This is a genomic window from Streptomyces sp. NPDC029526, from assembly GCF_040637405.1.
GTDB lineage: Bacteria > Actinomycetota > Actinomycetes > Streptomycetales > Streptomycetaceae > Streptomyces.
In genome coordinates this window covers 39,796-64,545 of record NZ_JBEZWE010000006.1, presented here as the reverse complement: position 1 = coordinate 64,545, position 24,750 = coordinate 39,796, and the positions used below count along the sequence as shown (strand labels likewise).

The window sequence follows — 24,750 nt, the reverse complement described above, 5'->3', positions numbered from 1 at the left end:
CCCGGCCCGTCTCACTCCGGTGCCGTCGCCGCGACCTGCAGGACGAGACGGCTCGGACAGGCGGCGCCGTGACGGATCGTGTACTCCGCCGCCGCGGGCCGCGCGGCCGTGCCGTCCGCGTCGAAGGCGTTGCGCCCGACCTCCCAGCGGGGTGACGAACTGGGGGCGACGTCCACGCGCACCCGGTGGTCCGGCAGGAACGTGTGCGCCGTCGACCACAGGTCCACGACCACCTCCACCTCCTGACCTGGCACCACCGGCCGCCGCTCGCCCAGGCCCGTCACCGGATCGACGGACCGGGCCGACGCCCGCTGCACACCGTCGGCGACGACCCGGCTGCTGCCGTCCGGGTGCTCGTCGCACAGCCGCACCACCACGTCCGCGTCCGTACCGGTGGTCACGAGGTGGACCACGGCACGCACCGCGCCCAGCACCGTGAGGCCCTCCGCGAGCGGCCCGGTGCGCCACGCCACCACGTCCTGCCGCGCCTCGACCTCCCTCTGGTCGGCGGGCCCCGCCGTGAACGGCGCGAACAGCAGCACCGCACCGCCGCGCGTCGGCACCGGGTCCTCCGGGTCACTGATCAGCCGCCGTTCACCGCTGCCGCTTGGCTCGGCGGCCAGCGCGCCCCCCGGGTTCAGGTACAGGGCGAGCGTCCGCGTGCCGGGCGGCGGGAACGCGTCCAGCGTCAACCACCGGTCGGCGCCCATCACGAACACGCGCACCGGCGGCCCCACGGGTGGGCCCGAGCGCAGGACGGAGTCGAACCACCGCAGGTGCCACGCGGTCAGGTCGCTGCCGTCACCGAGGTCGTCGGCGGACGCGCCCGGCCCGAAGTCCGCACCGGCCGCCCGGCCCGACAGGTCGTCGTGCGTCCAGGGGCCGACCAGCAGACGGGGCGCCGGCCCGCCGGTGTCCTTCGCGCGGCGCAGCAGCCGCCGGTACATCTCCAGGGTCGGCCCGAGGAACACGTCGAACCATCCGCCGGTCAGCAGGACGGGAACGTCGACCGCGTCGAGCCGGTCGACGACCTTGCCCTCGCGGTGCCGGGCCGACCCGAGCGGCTCCCGCAGCCGGTCCAGGCCCCACCGGACGATCGCCTCGGCGTCCCACCCGGGGTGCGGGGGCCCCGCCCGGAACGCGTCACCGGAGGCGATGGCCCGCTCGGTGGCCTCCCACCGCCGCTGCTCGGCCTCCCGCTCGCGGGCGGAAGCGATACGCGAGGCCAGGTCCGGGGCGATCGCCCCGTGCGTCCACGTCAGGGTGCTCCCGATCTCCGGCACGCCGCCGCGGAACCGGAAACCGTCGAGCGCCGACAACGACGGCGTCAGCGCGGGGGCGATCGCCCGCAGCGCCGGGGCGCCTCCCAGCAGGGCGGCGAACTGGGTGTCCGAGGCGTAGGACGCGCCCCACATGCCGACGCTGCCGGTGCACTCGGGACGCGCCGCGAGCCAGGCCACGGCGTCGGCTCCGTCGGCCACCTCCTGCACGCCGGGGTCGAAGACGCCCTCGGAGCCGAAGCGGCCCCGCACGTCCTGGAGCGCGACGAGGTAGCCGGCGGCGACGAGGCGCCCGACGTCCAGCAGCCCGTCGTGCTCCTCGCGGGTCACGTCGTAGGGATGGCGGGTCAGCAGGGCCGGCCACGGCCCGGTCCCGTGCGGCAGCAGCAGTACGGTCCGCAGCCGGGTCCCGTCGCGCAGGACGCAGTCCGCCTCGCGGCGCCCGGCTACCGGACCGGGCGCCCCGCGGGCCAGGCCGCCGCCCGTCCCACGGGGCACCGGCTCCCGGACGGGCCGCTCGCCGTCGCTCACCGCAGGGCGACCGCCGACCACGACGTCGGCGGGAGGTCGATGCTGAGCACGCCGTCGGCGAGCGCCGCGCCGGTGTTCGGGGCCGGGGCCACCCGGTCCGGCCGGGCGAGCGTGTTCTTCGCGTACGGGTCGGCGTCGGCGAGCGTGACCGCCTCGGTGACGCGCGTGGAGCCGAGGCCGCGCACGTCGACCGTGACCCGGGCGGTCTCCGCGAGGGAGCGGTTGACGAGGAAGACGGCGGCGCGGTCCTCGTCCACGGTCGCCACGGCGTCGACGAGCGGTGCCTCCCCGAAGCGCGCGGTGTCGTAGACCGGTGCCTCGATCAGGGGCCGGAGCACCTCGCCGGAGGCGAGCCGGCTCGTGATGGCGAAGGGGTGGAAGGTGGTCTGGCGCCAGGCGGGGCCGCCCGGCTCGGTCATGATCGGCGCGATCACGTTGACGAGCTGGGCGAGGGAGGCCGAGGTGACGCGGTCGCTGCGGCGCAGCAGCGTCATCAGCAGGTTGCCGACGACGACGGCGTCCGCCACCGTGTAGACGTCCTCCAGCAGCCGCGGGGCGTGCCGCCACTCGTCGTGGACCTTCTCGGCCTCCTGATGCTCCTTCAAGTACCAGACGTTCCACTCGTCGAAGGAGATGTTGATCTTCTTGCCGGAGCGCTTCTTGTGCCCCACGTGGTCGGCGGTCGCGACGACGGTGTCGATGAAGTAGTCCATGTCGACCGCCGAGGCGAGGAAGGAGCCGAGGTCGCCGTCGTGCTCCTGGTAGTACGCGTGGCAGGAGACGTAGTCGACGTGGTCGTAGCAGTGTTCGAGGACGGTGCGTTCCCAGTCGCCGAAGGTCGGCATGGTGGAGCCGGAGGAACCGCAGACGACGAGTTCGAGGTCCGGGTCGGCCCGCTTCATCGCGGCGGCGGTGCGGGCGGCCGTCTTGCCGTAGTCGTCCGCCGTCATGAAGCCGGTCTGCCAGGGGCCGTCCATCTCGTTGCCGAGGCACCACATGCGCACGTCGTGCGGTTGTGGTGTGCCGTTGGCGATGCGCAGGTCCGACAGGGCCGTGCCGGACGGGTGGTTGGCGTACTCCAGGAGGTCCAGGGCGGGCAGAATGCCGCGGGTGGCCACGTTGACCGCCAGCATCAGCTCTGAGCCGGTCAGCTTCAGCCACCGGGCGAACTCGTCGAGGCCGACCTGGTTCGACTCCAGGGAGCGCCACGCCAGGTCGCGGCGTACCGGGCGCTGTTCGCGGGGGCCGACGGAGTCCTCCCAGCGGAACCCGGAGACGAAGTTGCCGCCCGGGTAGCGGACGGTCGTGCTGCCGAGCTCCCGGACGAGTTCGACGACGTCCATGCGGAACCCGTCCTCGTTGGCGGTCGGGTGTCCGGGCTCGTAGAGGCCGGTGTACACGCAGCGGCCGAGGTGCTCGACGAACGAGCCGAAGGTGCGGCGTCGGACCGGTGCGATGACGGCCTGCCGGTCGAGCTCGATGTGGACGCGGGGCACTGCGGATCCTTTCGGGGGAGGGGCGCGGGGGGTCACGGACCGGGGCGCCGGTCAGCCGCCTGCCCCTGCCGGAGGCGTGGCAGGGGCAGGCGCGGCACGGTCCGGTGCGAGTGCCGGTACGGGTCCGGGCACGGACCGGGGGCGGGCCCGGGCACCGATCCGGTGCGGGGATCAGCCCTTCACGGCACCGGTGAGGCCGCCGACGATGCGCTTCTCGAAGACCGAGAAGAAGACCAGCGCGGGCAGCATGGCGAGCGAGGTGAAGGCGAGCACCTTCGCGGTGTCGGTGGAGTACTGGGAGGAGAAGACCTGGACGCCGAGCGGCAGGGTGAAGTTGGCCTGCGAGTTGAGGACGTACAGGGGCAGCAGGTAGTTGTTCCAGCTGCCGACGAACCCGAGGATGCCGACGGTGACCACACCGGGCAGCGACAGCGGCACCACCATGCGGAAGAAGAACCCGATCCGGCTCATGCCGTCGATCGCTGCGGCCTCCTCGATCTCGTTGGGGATGGCCCGGAGGAAGGGCACGAGGATGATGACGGTCGTCGGCAGACCGAAGGCGATCTGCGGGATGATCACGCCGAGCAGGTTGTCGACGAGGCCCAGGTCCTTGATGACGAGGTACAGCGGGGTGATCGCGATGACCATGGGGAACATCAGCCCGGCGGCGAACAGCGAGTACATCGCGCCCTTGAGCCGGAAGTCGTAGCGCGCGATGACGAAGCTGACCATCAGCCCGAGCGTGACGATGCCGACGGTGCTGGTGACCGCGACGACGAGGGAGTTGGCGAACTCCCCCCAGAACACCTGGGACTTCAGGACGCCGAGGTAGTTGCCGGTCACCCAGGGGCGGGGCAGCGCGGCCGGGTCGGTGGTGATCTGCGCGTTGGTGCGGAAGCCGCCGAGCACGATGAAGAGCACCGGTGCGACGCAGACGCCGACGAAGAGCAGCGCCACGAAGTAGGTGACGGGGCTGCCCCACTTCTGCGGCCGGTCGCGGCGGCCGGCGGACTTCGCCGGCTCCGGCGCGCGGGACGCCCGGGAGGGGGCGGTCGTCGCACTCATCACACGGTCCCTTCGGTGACGGCGCCCTTGAGGTCGCGGCGCAGGACGAGGCGCTGGTAGACCAGCGCGACGATGAGCGAGATCAGGAACATCACGACCGCGACGGCGCTGCCGTAGCCGTAGTTCCCGGCGTTGCGGCCCTGGGCGAGCATGTAGATCGCCATGGTCGAGGTGCCGGCGGTGCCCGACACGTACTGGCCCCAGATGATGTAGACGAGGTCGAACAACTGCAGCGAGCCGATGATCGACAGGAACGCCCAGATGCGGATCGTCGGCCCCAGCAGCGGCAGCGTGATGCGGCGTTGGATCTGCCAGTAGGAGGCGCCGTCGATCTGCGCGGCCTCGAAGATCTCGTCGGGGATCGATTGCAGGCCGGCGAGCATCAGAATCACCGCGAAGCCGATGTACTTCCACGTGATGATGCCCATCAGCGTCCAGATCGCCAGGTCCGGGTCGGCGATCCAGTCCGCTTCCAGGGAGCCCAGGCCGATGCGGTGCAGCAGGTCGTTGAGCGCGCCGTTGCTCTGGAGCATCAGGCTCCAGCCGGTGCCGACGATGACCTCGGAGATGATGTAGGGCACGAAGATCAGGACGCGGATCGTCGAACGGCCGCGGATCCGCTGGTTGAGCAGCAGCGCCAGGCCGATCGCCAGCGGACCCTGGATGACCAGGGAGAGCACCAGGATCAGGCCGTTGTGCCACAGCACGTCGTGGAACGCGGAGTCGGTGAGGATCAGCTTGTAGTTGTTCAGGCCGACCCAGTCGGTGGGCTCTCCGTAGCCCTTCCACTGGTAGAAGCCGTAGTACCCGGCGAGCACCACGGGGAAGATCACGAACGCCAGGAACGTGATGACCGCCGGCGCGGACAGGACCGCGATCTCCAGTCGGGTCCGGGCACGCCGTCGGCGGTGGGCGGCCGCTCGCGGCGGAGCCGGGGGCACGGACGTGGCCGCGTCCCCGGCTCCGGGCGTGCCCTGCGACGTGCGGCCGTCGGCCGTGTCGGTGCCCAGGGTGTCGCTCATGTCTGCTGACTCAGCCCTTCTCGGCGGCGGCCTTGACGTCCTTGACGATGTCGGCGGACGTGCCCTTGCCGGCCATGAGGTTCACGACGGCGATGTTCATGGCGTTGCCGACGTTCTGGCCGTACACCGTGTCGAGGAACTGCATGGAGTACGCGGCCTTGTTGAACGCCTCCAGGGCCGAGATGTTGTAGGGCTCGGTGACGACCCCCTGCGCCTGCTTGTTCACCGGGATGGTGTCGAAGGCCTCGGCGTAGGCCTCCTGCTGCTCCTTGGTGACGACGAACCGGAGGAAGCCCAGGGCCTCCTCCGGCGCGTTCTTGGAGAGCGAGTAGCCGCCGGCGCCGCCCATGATGGCGGTCGGGTCGCCCTTGCCGCCGGACACCGACGGGAAGGGGAACCAGCCCAGGTCCGGGAGGGGCTTCTTGTCCGGGGTCAGGTCGGCGATGACACCGGGGTTCCAGTTGCCCATGAGCTCCATGGCCGCCTTGTGGTTGGCGATCATGCCCGCCGAGGATCCGGCGCCCTGCTGCGACGTCGCCGTCAGGAAGCCCTTCTGGAAGGGCTCGGTGTCCAGGAGCTTGGCGAGGTCGTCACCGGCCTCGGTCCAGCACGGGTCGTCGAAGGTGAGCGACTTCGCGGCCTCCTGCATGACCTCCTGGCTGCACTCGCGCAGGGCGAAGTTGTAGTACCAGTGCGCCGCCGGCCAGGCGTCCTTGGCGCCGACCGCGATCGGGGCCACCTTGATCGCCTTCAGCTTCGCGACGGCGTCCCGGAGTTCGTCCATCGTCTTCGGCGGCGCGGTGATGCCGGCCTTCTCGAACAGGTCCTTGCTGTAGTAGATGCCCTCGGGCTGGGTGTCGAGCGGCATCGCGTAGACCTTGCCGTCGATCGAGACGCCTTCGAGGGCCGCCTCGCCCACGTTGCCCCGGTCGGTGTCGGTCAGTTCCAGTTCCTTGATCTGGCCGGCGTCGACCATGGCCTGCATCTTGCCGCCACCGCGCTGCAGGAAGATGTCGGGCGCGGAGTTCGAGTTGAGCGCGTTCTGCAGCTTGCCGTCGAGGTCCTCGTTCTGGACCGACTGGATCTTGATCGTCACGTCGGGGTGCAGCTCGTGGTAGGCCTTCGCGGCGTCCCTCCAGAACTCCGCCCCGCGCCCTTCCATCGCGTTCGTCCAGAGCGTCACCGTCCCCTGGCCGCCGGACGAACCGCCGCCGTCGTCTCCGCCGGCGCAGCCGACCGCGGCGAGTGCCAGGCACAGGCCGATCGAGGCAGCCGTCGCGCTGCGGGTTCTCCTCGTCATCGTGGGAACTCCCTGCTCCGTTGTCCGTGGACGAGCCATTGATGCTGCTGGCAGTTTGCGCAAACTAATGAACCGTCTGCGAGGTAGGAGCAAGGTGTACCGCCAGAAATGAACGGCAAGCAATAAAGAGTTTTCGCAAGTTGCCCAATCGTTACCGGCTTGGCGGGCGTTGTTCGTGATGACGGACAGGCGGGGTGACAAGGTCGTACGCACACCGCCGCGCCCACCCCGGCCGCGCGGGCGCCGTACGCCCGACCGGCAGGCCGCGCGGGCGTCTTGACACCGTTTTCGGCGTCTCCCTACGGTGCGCAGCACGCCGAGCGAGAGCCGGGCCGGCCCACCCGCCGCCCGCCCCCCGGCGTTCCCCGCCCGTTCCCCGTTCCCCACCGCAGCGAAGGAACCCCCATGCGGATCGCCGTCCCCCGGCAGCCGACAACCCGGCTCTCCGACGCCTGGCGCCACTGCGTCGGCACCGGCCGGTTCGACCTCGCGCTGCGGCGCGACCACCACGCGTCGCTCGCCCTCGTCCAGCGCGAGATCGGCTTCCGCCACATCCGCGGCCACGGCCTGCTCAGCGACGGGGCGGGCGTGCACCAGCCCTACGAACACGCCGGCGAGCGGCACGTGCGCCACGCCTTCACCTACGTCGACCAGGTCATCGACACCTACCTGGAACTGGGCATCGCGCCCTTCCTCGAACTCGGCTTCATGCCCTCACAGCTCGCCTCCGGCGACGCCACCGTCTTCTGGTGGAAGGGCAACATCACCCCACCCCGCGACGAGAGGGAATGGGCGGCCCTCGTCCGCGCCGTCGTCGGGCACCTCGTCGACCGCTACGGCATCGACCAGGTGCGCCGCTGGCCGATCGAGGTGTGGAACGAACCCAACCTGGAGGCGTTCTGGTCCGCCGGCCAGGACGCCTACCACCGCCTCTACGAGGTCACCGCCCTGGCCGTCAAGGAGGTCGACGCCGAACTCCAGGTCGGCGGCCCCTCACTGGCGCCGGGCTACCAGGACGAGTGGATCCGGCGCTTCGCGGAATTCGTCGACACCCGCGGCCTGCCGATCGACTTCGTCAGCCGCCACGCCTACTCCTCCGGCCCCGTCCAGCCCGTGCCGTTCGGCGCCCACCAGACCCTCATGCCGGCGTCCGCCCTGCTGGAACAGTTCGGCGCCCCCCGGCGGCAGCTGGCGGGCACCGGTCTCGCCGGACTGCCGCTGCACATCACCGAGTTCAACTCCTCCTACCGCCCGGACAACCCCGTCCACGACACCGCGTTCCACGCCGCCTACCTCGCCCCCGTCCTGGCGAACGGCGGCGACCTCGCGGACTCGTTCGCCTACTGGACGTTCTGCGACGTGTTCGAGGAGGTGGGCGTCCCCACCACCCCGTTCCACGGCGGCTTCGGCCTGCTGGCCCACCGTCAGATCAAGAAGCCCACCTACCACCTGTACACCTTCATGGCCGCGATGGGGGAGCGGATCCTCGCCCGGGGCGAGGACCACCTGGTGACCCGCCACGACGACGGACGCGTGACCGTCCTGGCCTGGGCACCGGCGGACCCCGGCGGCGGCGAACCCGTCGACGGCCACACCGTCCGGCTGTCCCTGCCCCTCGGCACCCCGGACACGCGGGGCTCCGCCTTCGCCCTGCGCCGCTCCGTGAGCGAGGACGCCGGCAACCCCTGGGCCGCCTGGCGCGAGATGGGCCGGCCGCTCGCCCCCGACCACCGCCGGCTGGACGCCCTGCGCGAGGCCGCCGAACCCGCCCGCTCCCACCGGAGCGTGCCCGTCACCGGCGGGCGCGCCGACGTGGACCTCGTCCTGGCCCGCCACGAGGTGACACTGCTGGAACTCACCCCCGTCGTCGACGAGACACCGCCGTGGTGGAGCGACGACCGGCTGCTCGGACTGGGGGACGCGTGACATCCCGAAGAGGAGCACAGCCGTGACCGGAACGCCGTCCTTCCTGCTCGACCGCCTCCTCGAACGTCTCCGCACGGCCGGACCGGCCGACGTCGTCGCCGTCGAACCGGTCACCGGGGGCCTCGCCGCCACCGCGGGCCTCGCACACGTCGGCGACGGCACGACGGTGTTCGTCAAAGCCTTCGACGAGCCGCCGTCGGACGACGTCTTCGCCGCGGAGGCCGAAGGGCTCACCGTGCTGCGCGAGGCGGGCGGCATCACCACGCCCCGGATCGTCCACGCGGACCGCGACCTGCTCGTCCTGTCCGTGCTGAGCCCCCGACGGGACACCGCGGCCTTCTGGGAGCAGCTCGCGCACGCCCTCGCCCACCTGCACACCACCACCCGGCACCCCCGGTTCGGCTGGCACCGGGACAACTGGCTGGGCCGCCGCCGGCAGGTCAACACCTGGACCGACGACGGGTTCGAGTTCTTCGCCCGCCACCGTCTGCTGCGCTGGCTCGACGAGCCACGCGTCCGCGAGACGCTCGACGCCGCCGACCGGGCGGCCCTGGAACGGCTGTGCGACCGGCTGCCCGAGCTGCTGCCCGCCCGGCCCGCCTGCCTGACGCACGGCGACCTCTGGACGCAGAACGTCATGGCCGGGCCCGACGGGCGTCCCGCGCTCATCGACCCGGCCGTGTCGTACACGTGGGCCGAGACCGACCTCGCCCACCTGTGGACGACGGCGCCACCGCCCGAGGCACAGGCGTTCTTCGGCCTGTACGCCGAACTGACCGGGCTCGACGATGACTGGCGCACCCGGATGCCCCTCCTCCAGCTCCGTCAACACCTCGCCGTCATCGCCCAGTTCGACCCCGACTGGGGCGCCGCCGACCACGTCCGCGCCACCCTCGCCCCGTTCCGCCGGCCCTGAACCTCCGCCCCGAAGCCCCGCGGCCCGTAGCGGAACCGGCCACCACCGCCACCGCCACCGCCCCACGCACCCTCTCCCGGCGCCGGCCGCGGGCGCGGTGGCGCGCCCCTTCGCCGGTGCTTACGAAGGGACGCGCTTCCGCCGGTGGGACGCCGTCCGGGACGGCTCAGGCCGACCCGTGACGCGGGTGGCGCGGGTGCCGCACGCGATCCACCGTCACTTCGCGAGGAAGTCGCGCAGTGCGGCGTTGACCTCGTCCGCGTGGGTCCAGAGCAGGCCGTGCGGCGCCCCCTCGATCTCGACGTAGTCGGCCTCCGGGACGGCCCGGTGGAACCGGCGTCCGGTGACGTCGACCGGGAGGATGTTGTCCTTGGTGCCGTGCAGGATCAGCACCGGCCTGCCGCTCGCGCGGACCGCCTCGACATCGGCGCGGAAGTCCTCGATCCAGGCCGGCACCACGGCGTACGCGGCGACCGGCGCACTGCGGACCGCGACGTTCCAGCCACCGGAGACGGCCTCCTCGCTGATCCGTGTGCCGAGGTTCTCGTCGAGGTTGTAGAAGTTCGAGAAGAACTGCGTGAACCAGGCGTACCGGTCCCCCTTCGCGGACGCGACGATGTCGTCGAAGACCTCCTGCGGGACGCCGTCCGGGTTGTCGTCGCGGGCGACGAGGAACGGTTCGAGGGAGGCGAGGAACGCCAGTTTGGCGACCCGCTCGTGCCCGTGGCGGCTCACGTAGCGGGCGAGTTCCCCGGTGCCCATCGAGAAGCCGACGAGGACGACGTCCCGCAGGTCGAGCGTTTCGAGGACGGTGTTCAGGTCGTCGGCGAAGGTGTCGTAGTCGTAACCGGAGTTCACCTTCGACGACTGGCCGAAGCCCCGGCGGTCGTAGGTGATCACCCGGTGGCCCCGCGCGAGCAACTCGCGCGTCTGCCGTTCCCAGCTGTGCCCGTTCAACGGGTATCCGTGGATCAGGACGACCGGCTGCCCGGACCCGTGATCCTCGTAGTAGAGCTCGACCGGAGTGCTGTTCTCCTGGCCGACGGTGATGAATCCCATGGTGTCTGCTCCCTTCCGGGGCCGGCCCTGTGACGTCCGGCCTCCGTTCGTGTGCGCCCGGCCGTGTGGACCGCTGAGCAGCGCGTATGCCCTGGGGTGTCAGGGCGCGACCGGCGGTACGACGGCGTGATCGGCACCGGTCACGACGGTGACGCGGCCTCCGTCGCCGGGATCGGGGTCGGGCATGATCGTGTCGGGGTCGACGAGGAAGACCTCGTGACCGTCCAGCGTCAGCCGGCGCACGACCTCCAGCAGCATGCGCCGTGCCACGTCGTCGAGGGAGTGGACCCGGCTCAGGTCGAAAGCCACCCTGGATTCCGGAAAGGGAGCGTCCACGCACTCCCGGAGGACCTTCTCGGCACCCGCGAATCCGATACCCCCCTGCAGTTGCAGCACGCGGAGGGCGTTCGGTCCGGCGCCGACGACGTGGTGGGACCGCACGGTCGCACGCGCCGGGGCGGACACGTCCATCACGTGCATGCCCATGTCCGAGGAGAAGCGTTCGAACAACGACACCCCGCGCACGCTGTTCCCGTGGGAGTCCAGTCGCGGCGAGAACGTGGCGATGCCGACCTGCCCGGGAAGCGCGCCGATGAGGCCCCCCGCCACGCCGCTCTTCGCCGGGATGCCGACCTGCGTCGCCCAGTCACCGGCGGCGTCGTACATTCCGCAGCTGAACATGACGCTCAGCACCTGACGCACCACCGGTTCCGGCACCACCTGCTCACCGGAGAGCGGGTTCTTCCCGCGGTTGGCCAGCGTCGCGGCCATCACGGCCAGGTCCGTCGTGGTGACGCGCACGGAGCACTGGCGGACGTACCCGTCCGTCGTCGCCTGCGCGTCCGTGGAGAGGATGTCGTAGCTGCGGAGCATGTGGGCGATGGCGAGATTGCGGTGCGCGTGCTCCCTCTCCGACGCGTACACCGACTCGTCCACCGTCAGTCGCCGGCCGGCGAACGCCGACAGGCCCCGGATCACCCGCTCCACGCGTGCCGCCGGACTCAGACCCTCCGCGCCGGCCAGGGAATGAGCGGTGATGGCACCGGCGTTGATCATCGGATTGAGGGGGCGCCCGGTGCCGCTCTCCAGGGAGATCTCGTTGAACGCCTCACCGGACGGTTCGACACCGACTCGGCCGAGCACGGCCTCGAAGCCCCGGTCGGCCAGGGCCAGTGCGTACACGAACGGCTTGGAGACCGACTGGATCGTGAACGCGGTCCCGGTGTCACCGGCGCCGTAGGTCTCACCGTCGACGGTGACGAAGGCCGCCGCGAGGACATCGGGATCCGCCCGCGCGAGCTCGGGGATGTACCCCGCCTGCTCACCGGAGGTGTCCGCCTCCACATCGCCCAGTGCCTCGGCCAGGTAGTCGGGAATGATGGGACGCACTCGTCCTCCCTACGCGGTCGCCGTCTCCATGGTGGGACATCGACGCCGGGTCCGCAGCGGAACCAAGCCGCGCCCGGCCCCGCCCCCTCCGGCGCGTCACCGTCCCGGCCCCGGGGAGGACGGGACGGGCCGGGACGACACTGCGGGGCGGCGACGCCGGGCACAGCCGGGCGAGCGTGTCGGGCCGGCGGGGTGTCAGGGCGTCGACGAGCAGGCGGCGGACGTGCTCCACGTGCCGCGGAGCCGCCTCCTCGGTGGTCGAGCAGGCACGCGCCGACGTGCGCGCGTCCGGGACGTGCGTCGTCCCCAGTCCGCCCCTACGCCGCCCAGTTCCCCCAGCGGCACGACGAGTTCGCCGACATCACCGACCCGGTCAGCCCTCGGATCCCGCAGTGGCCGAAGCCGCAGATCGGCTGCGGGAGGCGCTCCGCCGACCGGGTCCGGACCGGCTCCCGGGCGGTGCGGCGAGGGCGTGGGCGGGTGCCGCCGTCCGCGGCGGCCGGCCCGCCGGTCACGCACCGTGTCCACGCGGCTCCCGCACCGGGCCCCTGACCGATGCGCGCTGCCCCCGCCGGGCGTGCGGGGGAGACGTTCCTGCCACATCATCGGTCGTGACGTGTTTGCCGCGGCGGTTCCGGGTGACGCGACGTGCGGACAGCGGGACGAGCCGCCGGGGAGCCGCCGAGGAGAGCTTCGCGGTGTGCGCCGTGGATCGGCGCGGACGGGCAGCCGCCCGCCCGGAGCCGGGCACGCGGCCGTCGTGCCGCCCGGCACCGGAGCAGCCCGCTCGTCGCGGCCACGAGAGGAAGGCAGAACCATGACGGAGGTCCCCCACACCACCACCGACTCGGGTGCCCCGGCCGAGAGCGACGAGCACTCGCTCACCATCGGCCCCGGTGGACCGATCCTGCTGCAGGACGCCTATCTGATCGAGCAGATGGCGCAGTTCAACCGGGAGCGGATCCCCGAACGCCAGCCGCACGCCAAGGGCAGCGGCGCCTTCGGTCACTTCGAGGTGACCCACGACGTCAGCGCCTACACCAGGGCGGCGCTCTTCCAGCCGGGCGTGACGACCGACCTGGTCATCCGCTTCTCGACGGTGGCCGGCGAACGCGGCAGCCCGGACACCTGGCGCGACCCGCGCGGCTTCGCGGTGAAGTTCTACACCAGCGAAGGCAACTACGACATGGTCGGCAACAACACGCCGGTGTTCTTCGTGAAGGACCCGATGAAGTTCCAGCACTTCATCCGCTCCCAGAAGCGCCGCGCGGACAACAACCTGCGCGACCACGACATGCAGTGGGACTTCTGGACCCTCTCACCGGAGTCCGCGCACCAGGTCACCTGGCTGATGGGCGACCGCGGCATCCCGCGGACCTGGCGCCACATGAACGGCTACACCTCCCACACCTACATGTGGATCAACGAGCGGGGTGAGCGGTTCTGGGTGAAGTACCACTTCAAGACCGACCAGGGCATCGAGTGCTTCACCCAGCACGAGGCGGACCAGATGGCCGCTGCCGACACGGACTACCACACCCGCGATCTGTTCGAGCACATCCGGGACGGCGACTTCCCCAGCTGGACCCTGTACGTGCAGGTCATGCCGTACGCGGAGGCGGCGGACTACCGCTTCAACCCGTTCGACCTCACCAAGGTGTGGCCGCACGGCGACTACCCGCTCATCCCGGTCGGCCGGATGACGCTCGACCGCAACCCCACCGACAACCACGCGGAGATCGAGCAGGCCGCCTTCCAGCCGAACAACTTCGTCCCCGGCATCGGACCGAGCCCGGACCGCATGCTCCTGGCCAGGCTGTTCTCCTACGCCGACGCCCACCGCTACCGCATCGGCGGAAACTACCAGCAGCTCCCGGTGAACGCCCCCGTCGTCGACGTCCACACGTACTCCAAGGACGGGGCGATGGCGTACCACAAGCGGAGGGACCCGGTCTACGCGCCGAACTCCAAGGGCGGCCCGGCGGCCGACACCGCCCGCTACGGCAGCCCGCCGAGCTGGCACGCCGACGGCGAGATCACCCGCGCCGCCTACGTCACCCACGCGGAGGACGACGACTGGGGCCAGCCCGGCACGCTGGTGCGCGAGGTCATGGACGACGCCGCCCGCGACCGCCTGGTCGACAACGTCGTGGGCCACCTGCTCAACGGCGTCACCGAGCCCGTGCTCGAACGGGCCTTCACCTACTGGTCCAACATCGACGCGAACATCGGCAAGCGCATCGCCGACGGCGTGCGGGCCAAGGCCCACGAGAAGGACCCCAAGGCCGCCGAGCAGGCCAACCCCGCGCGGAGCAGCATGCAGCACAAGGCGTGAGGTGACGGTCGGGCGGGCCGTGACGGCTCGCTGCGGCGACAGGGCGGCGGCACCGCGCGCACGGGGCACGACGCCGCCGCCCGTACGAGGCCCCCGCGAACCTCCGCCCCGGTCGTCCCCTCGCCCCTTCTCATCGGCGGGCCGAAGAAGCGCCACCGGCTCCGCCGGCACAGCTGTCCCGGGCCGCCCGTGGAGCGAGCGGCCCGGGGCGCGGGGGCGCCTTCGTCAGCCGAGCCCGCCGTGCAGCACCTTCAACAGGTGAGCCACTTCGCCCGCGACGGCGTCGCGGGCGGGGCCGACGTATTTGCGGGGGTCGACGGTTTCCGGGTGGGCGTCCAGGTGGGTACGGGCGGCCCGGGTGAACTCCTTGTTCAGGTGGGTGGAGACGTTGACCTTCGTCATGCCCGCCTCGACGGCGTGCGCGAGGTCGGCGTCGGCCACGCCGGACGAGCCGTGCAGGACCAGCGGGACGTCCAGCGAGGCACGCAGTTCGGCTATGAGGGCGAAGTCGAGGACGGCGTCCCGGGTGGTCATGGCGTGGGAGCTGCCCACCGCCACGGCCAGGGCGTCGACCCCGGTGGCGGCGACGAAGTCCCGTGCCTCCGCGGGATCCGTGCGCACGCCCGGAGCGTGCGCGCCGTCCTTGCCGCCGACCTCGCCGAGCTCCCCCTCGACCCACACGCCATGGGCACGGCAGTGGTCGGTGATCTCCCGGGTCGCCTTCAGGTTCTGCTCGTAGGGGAGCGTGGAGGCGTCGAACATGACGGAGGTGAAGCCGAGTCGCACGGCCTCGTGCACCAGATCCGTGGACTGCGCGTGGTCGAGGTGGACGGCGACCGGCACGCGCGCCGCGCGCGCGACGGCCAGCGTCGCGAGGCCGATCGGCGGGAGGGCGCCGTGGTAGCGGACGGTGTTCTCGCTGATCTGGAGGATCACGGGCCGCCCCGCGGCTTCGGCCCCGCTCACGATGGCTTCGGCGTGCTCGAGCAGCACCACGTTGAACGCCCCGACGCCGACGCCGGCTCGGGACGCGGGGCCGACGATGTCGTCAGTGGGGCTCAGGGGCATGGACGTCCTCCACGGTCACGGTGGTGCGGATGAGTTGATGGAGGCCGGTGTCGACGTCGCCGGCCAGGGGGCAGGGGACGGCGGCGGCCGACAGGGCCACGGCCTCGCGCAGGATGTCGGGCCAGCGTCCGCCGGCGGCCAGGCCCGCCGCGAGCGCGGCGACACACGCGTCGCCGGCCCCGGTGGGGTTGCCGGCGAGCCGTTCCGGCGGCGCGGCGCGCCAACTGCCGTCCGGCGTCACGGCGTGCAGGCCCTCGGGACCCGCCGACACCACGACGGCACGGGCTCCGAGGGCGCGCAGACGCGCCACGGCGGCCGGGACGTCCTCGTGTCCGGTGGCGGCGGAGAGCTCCGCGGTGTTGGGTTTGACGACGTCGGGACCGGCGCCCAGCGCGTCGAGCAGCGCGGGACCGCTGGTGTCCAGCACGGTGACCGCTCCGGCCCCGGCGGCGACGCGGATCAGGTGCGCGTACGCGTCGGACGGCAGCCCCGGCGGCAGGCTGCCGCAGAACGCGACCACCTTGAAGCCGCGCACCAGCGACGCGAAGCGGTCGGTGAAGGCACGCCACTCCTGCGCGGTCACCTGCGGACCGCGCTCGTTGAACACGGTGGCGTCGCCGTCCTCGTGGGACACCACGGTGACGGTCTGCCGCGAGTCGCCGGAGACGGGGACGAGCGCGTCGCGCAGTCCCGCGGCGCGCAGGTCGTCCCGCAGCAGCGCGCCGGTGGGGCCGCCCACGAGGCCGGTGACGGTGGCGTCGTGCCCGAGGGCGGCGAGGACGCGGGCGACGTTGACGCCCTTGCCCCCGGCGCGCCGGTGCGCGGTGCCGACGCGGTGGGAGGTGTTCGGGCGCAGGCTGTCGACGCCGTAGGTGACGTCGAGGGCGGCGTTGGGGGTGACGGTGAGGATCACGGGTACCGGGCCTCCGTCCGGTGCCCGGCCCCGGAGCGGGGGCCGGTGCCGCGCCCGCGGGCCACCCCGGACCCACCGCACCCGGGCGGGCCGCCGGAGGCCGGCCGGGCCGCCCCGGGCCGGCGCCGCCGGTGGCCGCACGGCAGGCCGCGGCCGGGGAGCGGACGCCGCCCCCCGGCCGCGGGGGGACCGCCGGCCGTGACCGGTGCCGGAGCGCGTCCCTCAGACATGGCCGTCCTGCAGGACGACGGACCGGGTGAGGTTGCGGGGCCGGTCGGGGTCGTACCCGCGGGCCTCGGCGCAGGCCACGGCGAGGCGCTGGGCGCGGACGAGGTCGGCGAGCGGGTCCAGGCCGGCGGGCGTGGCCGAGTCGGCGACCAGGGTGCCCCCGACCCGGTCGATGTCGTCGGCCAGTCCCTCCGGGAGCTCGCCGAAGACCCAGGCGATCCGTCCCGGGCCGGTGATGCTGATGGGCCCGTGGCGGTACTCCATCGCCGGGTACGCCTCGGTCCACGCGCCGGCGGCCTCCCGCATCTTCAGCGCGGCCTCCAGCGCCAGGCCGCAGGTCCAGCCGCTGCCCAGGAAGGTGAACTGTTCGGCTCCGCTCACTGCGGCGCCGAGGGGTTCGGTGAGGGCCCGCTCGGCGTCGCCGATCGCGTCGTCCAGGGGCCGTACCCCGGCGGGCAGGGCACCCTCCGACTCCAGGTGGGCGCGGAGCAGCGCGAGGTTGGCGGTGGCGAACCGGGTCTGGACGACCGACTCCTCGTCGGCGAAGTCCAGGACGGCGACGGCGTCGGCGGCCCGTGTCACGGGGGACGCGGGGTCGGCGGTGACGGCGCCGGTGGCCATGGTGCCCCGGACACGGTGCAGCAGGTCGAGCACCTCGGTGGTGGTGCCGGACCGGGTGATCGCCAGGATCCGGTCGTAGTGCCTGCCGTACGGGAACTCCGAGGCGGCGAAGGCGTCGGTCTCTCCGTGGCCGCCGCTCTCGCGCAGGACGGCGTAGGACTGGGCCATGAACCAGGAGGTGCCGCAGCCGACGACGGCGACGCGCTCGCCTCGTCGCGGCAGGGCCGCCGAGTGCTGGGGCAGCGACCGGGCGGCCCGGCGCCACACCGAGGGCTGGGAGGCGATCTCGGCCGAGGTGAGGGAGGAACTGGTGGCGGACAAGACGGCGTACTCCTTCGAGTGACGGGGTGGAACGGGCGGGGCGGGGTGGAACGGGGGGGACGGGGCGGCCTACTTGACCGAACCGGCGGTGAGTCCGGAGACCACGTGGCGTTCGATGAAGGCGAAGAGCACCACGACGGGCACGATCGCGATCACGGAGGCGGCGAACAGGTAGTTCCACTGGACGGTGTAGTTGCCGATGAAGCTGTTGATGCCGACCGTCAGGGGCTGGCTCTCCGGGACGGTGGACAGGGTCAGGCCCATGACGAACTCGTTCCACGCGGCGATGAAGGTGAAGATCACCGCGGTCACGACCCCGGGCAGGGCCAGGGGCAGGGTCACCCGGAGCAGCGCGCCGCCCCGGCCGAGTCCGTCGATCATGGCCGCCTCCTCCAACTGCACGGGTATGGCGGAGAAATAGGCGGTGAGGATCCAGATCGCGAACGCCAGGTTGAACGCGGCGTTGCACAGCACGAGGGTCCACACCGAGTTGAGCATGCCCAGTTGGTGGAACTCGCGGTAGAGGCCCACCAGCAGGGAGGTGGGCTGGAACATCTGGGTGACCAGGACGAGCAGCAGGAACAGCTTGCGCCCGCGGTACTTGATGCGGGCCGTGTAGTAGGCGGCCGGTATCGCGACGAGGAGGACCAGCAGCGTCGAACCGCCGGCCACCAGGAGGGTGACCCGGAGGTTGCTGCCGAGGTTCGACTCCCGCCAGACGTCGATGAAGTTGGACCAGGCGAACTCGGAGGGCAGGTAGGTGGCGTCGCGCAGTTCGCCGGCCGGGCGGAGCGCGGTGATCATCATCTGCACGTACGGCAGCAGGAACACGGCGGCGATCAGCCAGGCGACGGCGGCGACGACCATCGTGCGGGGCCGCAGCGCGCGCCGCGGCCGGACCGTGCCGGCGGGCCGCTCGGCGCCCGGTGAGGGCGCCTTCGGGGCGCCGAGAGCGGGCGGAACCGTCTGCTGGGCCATCACGCCTCCTCCTGGTTCCAGCGGCTGACCTTCAGGAAGGCCGCCACCATCACGACGACCAGGGCGAAGTTGACGACGGACATGGCCGCGGACTCGCCGATGTCGGAACTCTTGAGCTGGTACATGAACACGGTCGTGGTCGCGGTGTCGCTGTCCGGGCCGCCCCGGGTCATGCCCCAGATGACGGGGAACGAGTTGAAGACGTTGATCAGGTTGATGACGACGCCGACCAGGAACGCCGGGCGCAGCAGCGGCAGGGTGACACGGCGGTAGGTCTGCCAGACGCCGGCCCCGTCGACCCGTGCCGCCTCGTACACCTCGCCGGGGACGGTCTGCAGCCCGGCGAGGAGCGTGTACGTGGTGAAGGGCAGGGAGACGAAGACCGCGACGAACATCATCCAGGGCCAGGCGGTCGCGGGGTCGCCGAGCCAGTCCCGGGGTGAGTCGATGACGCCGAGGTCGGTCATCACGGTGTTCAGCACGCCCGCGGTCCGGTCGAGCATCCACTTGAAGCCGATGGCCGTCATCAGCACGGACGCCGCCCACGGGGCGATGAGCGCCCACCGGGTCACGCGACGGCCGGGGAACTGCTGGTTGAAGAGCTGGGCCAGGGCGAGGGAGAGCAGCATGGTCAGCGCGACCACGCCGACGGTCCACACGACGGTGGCGGTGATCACGGAGCCGAGGTCCGGTTCGTCGAACAACTGCCGGTACTTGTCCAGGCCGGCCCAGCCCCGGACGAAACCGCTGACGCTGATCTTCAGGAACGAGGTGCGGACCATCTCGTAGACGGGCCAGAGCACGACGAACACGATCAGCAGGACGGCGGGGCCGATCCAGGGCAGCGGCCCCAGCCGGCCGAGGCCGGAGCGACGGCCGCCGCCCCGGCCCGTACGGGGCGGCCGGCGGCCGCCGGAGGTGACATTGCTGGACACGGGGTGCCTTCCGTGTGTCGGTGCCTGGGGGATCTACTGGTCGGCGACGGCCTGTTCGGCCTTCTTCTGCAGATTGCCGAGCACCCCGGCCGGGTCCTTGCCGACAGCGGTGCCGCCGCTCTTCTTGATCTCCGCGGAGACGGCGTCCCAGGTGGTGTCGCCGAGCGGGTAGAAGGAGGCCTTGGGCAGCAGTTCGAAGAACGGTTCGAGGTCCTTGTGCTTGCCGCTGGACGTCATCTCCTGCAGCGTGTCCTCGGTGACGGGCATCAGGTTGTACATCTCGTCGAACTTCAGCGTGTTCTCCTTGGAGTACGCGAAGTCGAGGAACTTCCTGATCTGTTCCCGGTTGCCCCGGTCCTTGAAGGCCATCATCCAGTCGGCCACGCCCAGGGTGGAGTCGAGCACGCCGTCCTTGCCCGGGATGGGCGCGACGCCGTAGTCGACCTTGCCGTCCTTGGACATCTGGATCAGCGACGGGTGGCCGTTGAGCATCCCGGCCTTGCCGGCGGCGAAGTCGGCGAAGGCGGTCTTGCGGTCGGTGGCGGCGGGGTTCTTGTAGGTGAGTCCGGGTTCGACGAGGTTGGTGCGCAGCCACTCGAAGGTCTCGATGTTGGCGTCGCTGTCGAGGGTGTACTCGCCCTCGGCGTCGGTGTAGCCGCCACCGTTGCCGAGCTCCCAGATCAGGGTCTCGCCCTGCGCCTCCTCGGGGCCGAGCGGCAGCGCGTACGGGATGACACCGGGGCTCTTCTCCTTGATGCGCTCGGCGGCCTCTGCGATGTCGTCCCAGCTCTTCGGGGGTTCGGTGACACCGGCGTCGGCGAAGATCTTCTTGTTGTAGAACAGGGCGCGGGCCGAGGAGACGAAGGGGATGCCGTACTGCACGCCGTCCACCTCGCCGGCCTTGGCGAAGGAGTCGACGAAGTTGTCGCGGGTGGCCGGGGACAGCACCTCCTCCGCCTTGTAGAGGAGGTCGTCGGCGACCTTGTCGGCGTAGCCGCCGGTCTGCAGTAGGTCCGGCATGTTGCCGCTCTGGATCATCGTCTTGACCTGCGCGTCGATGTCGTTCCAGTTGACGACCTGTACGTCGACCTCGATCTTCGGGTTGGCGGCCTCGAAGCGCTCGGCCAGGTCCTCCCAGTAGAGGGTGGAACTGTTGGACGCCTTGTCGCCGTAGTCGGCCGCGACGAGCTTCAGGGTCGTGGTTCCGTCGGCGGACCCGCCGCCGTCACCGCTCCCGCACGCGGTCAGGGTCAGAGCGCCTGCCGTGCAGGCCGCCGCGAGGAGGACTGTTCTCTTCTTCACTGCCGTCTACCGCCTTGTCTCCTGAGAGATGAGCGAAGCTGCTCGAATAGTCAGCGCTTAGAGCATCTCCGAGCACTTATCGTGGACGGCAGTATTCAGGAGAGAGGGCCCCCGGTCTAGAGGGTTTGGCGTGAAAGTTGCACCGGGGTGGCCGGTGAGATGCACTTGCGTGCAAGAAACCGCATCGGATCGAACGCCTTCATGCGCGGTGCCTCCGTCGCTCAGCACCGGCCCGGTGTCCCTTAATGTGTCGAGAGCGCAGTACCGAGGCCGAGGGAGCCCGTCACATGTCCAAGCACGATCGGTGGAGCAAGCTGCTGGAACTGCTGGCCGCCGAGGGCAGACTCGACGTCGACGCAGCCGCCACCGCGCTCGACGTGTCGCCCGCGACCATCCGCCGGGACCTCGACGAACTGGCCGAGCAGCAGATGTTGGTCCGCACCCGCGGCGGAGCCGTCGCGCACGGGGTCTCCTACGAACTGCCCCTGCGCTACAAGTCCTCCCGCCACGCCTCGGAGAAGCAGCGCATCGCGGCGGCCGTGGCCGAGATGATCGCCGAAGGCGACGTGGTGGGGCTCAACGGCGGCACCACGACGACCGAGGTGGCACGGGCCCTGGCGCTGCGCACGGGCGGCGGCGGCGAACGGCGGCGCCGGGACCCGGCCGACGCCTCGGTGCCCCTGTTCACCGTCGTCACCAACGCGCTCAACATCGCCGGTGAGCTGGCGGTGCGTCCGCGGGTGAAGATCGTGGTCACCGGCGGGGTGGCCCGCCCCCAGACCTACGAACTCGTCGGACCGCTCACCGTGGGGGTGCTGAACGAGGTGGTGCTGGACGTGGCCGTCCTCGGGGTCGACGGCGTCGACCCGCAGCTGGGACTGATGACCCACCAGGAGGACGAGGCCAGCATCAGCCGCCTGTTCGCCGAGCGGGCGCGCCGCGTGATCGTGGTCACCGACTCCTCGAAGATGGGCCGGCGTGCCTTCGCGAGGATCTGCGGGCTGGACCGCGTCGACGTCCTGGTGACCGATTCCGCGCTGCCCACCGGGACGAGGGACCGGCTCACCGAGGCGGGGATCAAGGTCCACGCCGTCTGACACCATGGCCTGGCGACCCGCACGGGGCGGGCCGCAGGCGTGTCCGGGGGGTCGCCGATCCGGACGTTCAGGCGTTCAGGGGACGACGGCCATGTCGAAGACGTGGACGTTCCTGTTGGAGAAGGTCTCGAATCAGGGAGGAGTGACAAGGCGTCAGCGGTGACGGCCGACGGCTCGCTCAGTCCGGGTGCGCTCCGGCGGACCGGGCGACCAGCGCCCCGGCGTTGCCCGCGAGCCAGGCGGTGACCACGTCGTCCGGCAGCCCGAGCGCGGTCAGCTCGTCCGCCAGCGGCCCGGTCGGCCCGGGATTGACCCAGGTCGAGGTGCCGAACAGGACCCGGTCCCGGGCCAGCCCCCGGGCGTGGTGGAGCAGCGGCTCCCAGCCCGATCCGGGCTTGGGCATGTGCCGGGGCCGGTGCGAGGAGAACTCCAGGTAGACCCCCGGATGCCGGGCGGCGGTGAGCAGCGTCTCGCGCACGTCGGGCCAGCCCGCGTGCCCGGCGACGAGCAGCAGCTCGCGATGGCGGCCCGCCAGCGCTTCGACCGTACGCCAGCTGCCGAGACCGCTGGGGTGGCTCCGGGCGAAGTGGTGACCGGTGTGCAGCCAGACCGGCAGCCGCGCCGACGCCGCCGCGTCCCAGACCGGCGCGAACCGTGGATCGGCCGGATCGGTGCCGTCCAGGAAGGGGATCACGCACAGTCCGGTCGCCCCCGCCGCCAGCGACCGCTCCAGTTCCCGCAGTGCGGCGGCCGGGTCGCGCAGGGAGATCCCGGCCCAGACGTGGATCCGGTCGCGTACGTCCCGGACGGTCTCCAGCAGCCACTCGTTGACGGTCCGGCCGTCCGGCAGCCGCTCGGCCGAGCCCATGGCGAACTCCGCCGTCACGCCCTGCCGTCGCCGGTCCGCGAGGTGCGCGGCCAGGTCGAAGGGCGGCCGGCCCGGGGGCAGGAGTACGTCCACCGCGTCCTGCCAGCACACGGCCAGCGCGTCGCGGTACGCGGGGTGCGGGGCGTCGAAGTACCGGCAGAAGGAAGCGGAGAACACGTCCAGGTACTCGGGGGCGTTCTCGCCCAGCCGGTTCAGGTACACCCGCCAGGCCGCGTCGTCGTACACCAGCGAGCAGGCGTCCACGACCGGCGGGCGACTCGGGGCGGCGGGGCCCGCCACGGCGCCGGCCGCCGCTGTTCCGTTGCTCGGCACGAGGCCGCACGACACGTTCACGAGCACTCCGTCGAGAGTCGAAAGTCGGGAGTCGGGAGTCGGGAGGAAGTCGGAAGTCGGGAGGAAGGGGGGGGCGGGAGGAGGGAGTGGGGCGTCGGAAGCAGGGAGCCGGGAGTCAGGGGCGGAGCCCGCACGCCGCGAGGGGGGCGAGCGGGAGCCGGAGGAGGGTTCGGTCACGTTCACGTCGGCGGCGCGCCGTCCGCCCGTGGACGGCCGTCCCGGACTCAGGGGGCGGCGCGGCGGGCCTCCCATTCGGCCACCAGCGCCTCGGTCTGCTCCACGTACCCGTTGAACAGCTCGGCCAGCGACGCCAGCCGGTCCCGCGCCTCGCCGCGCGCCACCGGGATGCCCGAGCTCAGCGTCTCGGCGAACTTGCGCATGTGGGCGTTGTTCACCAGCAGCAGGTGGTGGAGGTCGCCCACCGCCTCGTAGTCGATCCGCCGGCTGCCGGGACGGGTGGAGCGCCGTACCAGAGCCCACGCCTCCAACTGGCGGGCGGCCACGCTCAGTCCGCTCTTGGCCTGGCCCAGTTCGCGGGTCATGGTGTCGAGGTCCACCGGCTTGTTGCGCAGCAGGAGGTAGCCGAACAGGCGGCCGGTGGCCTGCGGGAGGCCCCAGCGCTCCATCAGCGAGCCCATCTCGCTGATGAGGGACGCCTCGGCGTCCCCGACCCCCTCGGAGCCGGAGGCGCCGAGGGGACTCGCGTCGGGAGTGATGTCGTCGTGGTCAGTCATGGTCTCGTTGGGTTCTCAGGCCTTCAGGAAGGCGACGGTCAGCCGGTTGACCTCGTCGGGACGGTCCAGATTGGCGACGTGTCCGGCACCGGGGATCACATGGAACTCGCTGTGGGGATCGCGTTCGCTCCACCGTTCCATCGCCGAGCGGATGTTACCGGTGCCGTCGTGCTCACCGCAGAGCAGCAGCTCGGGCTTCTCCACGCGGTAGCCCGGGGAAGGGTCGATCGCGCGGGTCATGCCGTCCCAGGTGGTGAGGAAGGAACGCCGCCCGTTCGCCGCGAACGCCTCGTGCAGATACTCCCGGGCCCGCGGACTCTCCGCCGACGCCCGCGCCATCGACCGGGTCAGCCGGCCGAAGGGGACCAGCCGCAGGAGGAGGCGCGAGAGGGCCAGTGTGCGCTGTTCGCGCCGGGTGATGGGCAGGGTGCTGGACGTGGAGCCGATCACCACCAGCGCGGAGACCTCCTCGGGTCGCCGGCGCAGGTACTCCTGGGCGATGTTGCCGCCCATGGACTGGCCCAGCAGCACCACGGGCCGCGGCATCCCGGCCGCGTCCAGCAGCGCCGCCAGGTCGTCCGCCGCGTGGACCGTGCGGAACCTGCCGGTGCGGGAGGCGGACGCCCCGTGGTAGCGCACGTCCCAGCGCAGGGTGCGGTAGCCCGCGTTCACCAGGGCCGGGATCTGCGGGTCGAACATGCGGTGGTCGGCCCCGGCGCCGTGGGTGAGGGCGATGCCCGGGCGGTCCGCCGCGCCGGCCGTCCAGTAGTGCAGCCGCGCACCGGAGGTGTCGAGGCTGTGCGCCGTCTCCTCGACCCCGGACCCGGCGACCGTCCGGCGCGCGGGGCCGGTCATCGTCCGGGTCCCTCGTCGCGGCCGGCGGCCGACGCGGGCAGGGCGGGGTGAGGGGGCGGCGAGGCCGCCCGGCGGGGGTGCCGCAGCGCTTCGTTCATCAGAATCAGAATACTCTATCCGTCGCGGCCGCAAAGGCGGACGGCCGCACCGGCCGGCC

Annotated in this window: 20 protein-coding genes and 1 pseudogene; 4 read left to right on the top strand and 17 right to left on the bottom strand. The window is 71.8% G+C overall.

The window, feature by feature from the left end:
* Positions 1-11: 11 nt before the first annotated feature.
* From AB0F01_RS16465 to AB0F01_RS16445, 5 genes are all read right to left on the bottom strand, one after another.
* On the bottom strand, positions 12-1,811 hold the full coding sequence (locus tag AB0F01_RS16465; protein WP_362095402.1) for a CocE/NonD family hydrolase: 1,800 nt from the start codon (positions 1,809-1,811) through the stop codon (positions 12-14).
* Positions 1,808-3,307 (bottom strand): alpha-N-arabinofuranosidase, encoded by a 1,500-nt coding sequence (locus AB0F01_RS16460; RefSeq protein ID WP_362095399.1) that lies wholly within the window; start codon positions 3,305-3,307, stop codon positions 1,808-1,810. Before AB0F01_RS16460 ends, AB0F01_RS16465 begins: the two co-directional genes overlap by 4 nt.
* Positions 3,308-3,478: 171 nt before the next feature.
* Complete coding sequence (locus AB0F01_RS16455; RefSeq protein ID WP_362095396.1) at positions 3,479-4,372, bottom strand: carbohydrate ABC transporter permease; 894 nt, start codon at positions 4,370-4,372, stop codon at positions 3,479-3,481.
* Complete coding sequence (locus tag AB0F01_RS16450; RefSeq protein ID WP_362095393.1) at positions 4,372-5,394, bottom strand: sugar ABC transporter permease; 1,023 nt, start codon at positions 5,392-5,394, stop codon at positions 4,372-4,374. Before AB0F01_RS16450 ends, AB0F01_RS16455 begins: the two co-directional genes overlap by 1 nt.
* Before the next feature lie 10 nt (positions 5,395-5,404).
* A complete protein-coding gene (locus AB0F01_RS16445) occupies positions 5,405-6,694 on the bottom strand; it encodes an extracellular solute-binding protein (protein ID WP_362095390.1) in 1,290 nt (429 codons plus the stop codon).
* A 405-nt stretch (positions 6,695-7,099) separates the two neighbouring features.
* Here AB0F01_RS16445 and AB0F01_RS16440 point away from each other — a divergent pair, with 405 nt between their 5' ends.
* Together AB0F01_RS16440 and AB0F01_RS16435 are read left to right on the top strand one after the other, a co-directional pair.
* Positions 7,100-8,620, top strand: a complete 1,521-nt coding sequence (locus AB0F01_RS16440) for a xylan 1,4-beta-xylosidase (RefSeq protein ID WP_362095387.1) — start codon at positions 7,100-7,102, stop codon at positions 8,618-8,620.
* 22 nt (positions 8,621-8,642) lie between these two features.
* On the top strand, positions 8,643-9,536 hold the full coding sequence (locus AB0F01_RS16435) for a fructosamine kinase family protein (RefSeq protein WP_362095384.1): 894 nt from the start codon (positions 8,643-8,645) through the stop codon (positions 9,534-9,536).
* A gap of 216 nt (positions 9,537-9,752) precedes the next feature.
* On the opposite strand, the gene AB0F01_RS16430 is transcribed toward AB0F01_RS16435, so the two are convergent.
* From AB0F01_RS16430 to AB0F01_RS16420, 3 genes and pseudogenes are all read right to left on the bottom strand, one after another.
* Positions 9,753-10,595, bottom strand: coding sequence for an alpha/beta hydrolase (locus tag AB0F01_RS16430; RefSeq protein WP_362095381.1), 843 nt, complete (start codon positions 10,593-10,595; stop codon positions 9,753-9,755).
* A 99-nt stretch (positions 10,596-10,694) separates the two neighbouring features.
* Positions 10,695-11,984, bottom strand: coding sequence for a glutaminase (locus AB0F01_RS16425; RefSeq protein WP_362095378.1), 1,290 nt, complete (start codon positions 11,982-11,984; stop codon positions 10,695-10,697).
* 163 nt (positions 11,985-12,147) lie between these two features.
* Positions 12,148-12,237 (bottom strand): annotated as a pseudogene (locus AB0F01_RS16420) (MarR family transcriptional regulator); the annotation flags it as partial.
* A gap of 564 nt (positions 12,238-12,801) precedes the next feature.
* Here AB0F01_RS16420 and AB0F01_RS16415 point away from each other — a divergent pair.
* Positions 12,802-14,319, top strand: coding sequence for a catalase (locus tag AB0F01_RS16415; RefSeq protein ID WP_362095375.1), 1,518 nt, complete (start codon positions 12,802-12,804; stop codon positions 14,317-14,319).
* A gap of 225 nt (positions 14,320-14,544) precedes the next feature.
* Here the strand turns inward: AB0F01_RS16415 and AB0F01_RS16410 are convergent, their stop codons facing one another.
* From AB0F01_RS16410 to AB0F01_RS16385, 6 genes are all read right to left on the bottom strand, one after another.
* Positions 14,545-15,387: a class II fructose-bisphosphate aldolase gene (locus tag AB0F01_RS16410; protein ID WP_362095372.1), complete on the bottom strand. Its 843-nt coding sequence runs from the start codon at positions 15,385-15,387 to the stop codon at positions 14,545-14,547.
* The gene (locus AB0F01_RS16405) at positions 15,368-16,300 is read right to left on the bottom strand and encodes a 1-phosphofructokinase family hexose kinase (protein ID WP_362095370.1); all 933 of its coding nucleotides are present in this window, start codon (positions 16,298-16,300) and stop codon (positions 15,368-15,370) included. The genes AB0F01_RS16410 and AB0F01_RS16405 overlap by 20 nt, the downstream gene beginning before the upstream one ends.
* 222 nt (positions 16,301-16,522) lie before the next feature.
* The gene (locus AB0F01_RS16400) at positions 16,523-17,470 is read right to left on the bottom strand and encodes a sugar isomerase (protein WP_362095368.1); all 948 of its coding nucleotides are present in this window, start codon (positions 17,468-17,470) and stop codon (positions 16,523-16,525) included.
* Between the two features lie 69 nt (positions 17,471-17,539).
* Positions 17,540-18,448 carry a carbohydrate ABC transporter permease gene (locus AB0F01_RS16395; RefSeq protein ID WP_362095366.1) on the bottom strand — a complete coding sequence of 303 codons (909 nt, stop codon included), beginning with the start codon at positions 18,446-18,448 and terminating at the stop codon, positions 17,540-17,542.
* Positions 18,448-19,383, bottom strand: coding sequence for a sugar ABC transporter permease (locus tag AB0F01_RS16390; protein ID WP_362095363.1), 936 nt, complete (start codon positions 19,381-19,383; stop codon positions 18,448-18,450). The genes AB0F01_RS16395 and AB0F01_RS16390 overlap by 1 nt, the downstream gene beginning before the upstream one ends.
* Before the next feature lie 33 nt (positions 19,384-19,416).
* Complete coding sequence (locus AB0F01_RS16385; RefSeq protein ID WP_362095360.1) at positions 19,417-20,685, bottom strand: extracellular solute-binding protein; 1,269 nt, start codon at positions 20,683-20,685, stop codon at positions 19,417-19,419.
* A gap of 287 nt (positions 20,686-20,972) precedes the next feature.
* Here AB0F01_RS16385 and AB0F01_RS16380 point away from each other — a divergent pair, with 287 nt between their 5' ends.
* Positions 20,973-21,782, top strand: coding sequence for a DeoR/GlpR family DNA-binding transcription regulator (locus tag AB0F01_RS16380; protein ID WP_362095357.1), 810 nt, complete (start codon positions 20,973-20,975; stop codon positions 21,780-21,782).
* Positions 21,783-21,960: 178 nt separating this feature from the next.
* Here AB0F01_RS16380 and AB0F01_RS16375 read toward each other — a convergent pair whose 3' ends face one another.
* The 3 genes from AB0F01_RS16375 to AB0F01_RS16365 all read right to left on the bottom strand — a co-directional run bounded on the left by AB0F01_RS16375 (position 21,961) and on the right by AB0F01_RS16365 (position 24,593).
* Positions 21,961-23,004, bottom strand: a complete 1,044-nt coding sequence (locus AB0F01_RS16375; protein ID WP_362095355.1) for an amidohydrolase family protein — start codon at positions 23,002-23,004, stop codon at positions 21,961-21,963.
* A gap of 224 nt (positions 23,005-23,228) precedes the next feature.
* Entirely contained in the window at positions 23,229-23,738 is a 510-nt protein-coding gene (locus tag AB0F01_RS16370; protein WP_164333805.1) for an ArsR family transcriptional regulator, read from the bottom strand.
* Positions 23,739-23,753: 15 nt separating this feature from the next.
* Positions 23,754-24,593, bottom strand: coding sequence for an alpha/beta hydrolase (locus tag AB0F01_RS16365; RefSeq protein ID WP_362095352.1), 840 nt, complete (start codon positions 24,591-24,593; stop codon positions 23,754-23,756).
* Positions 24,594-24,750 lie beyond the last annotated feature (157 nt).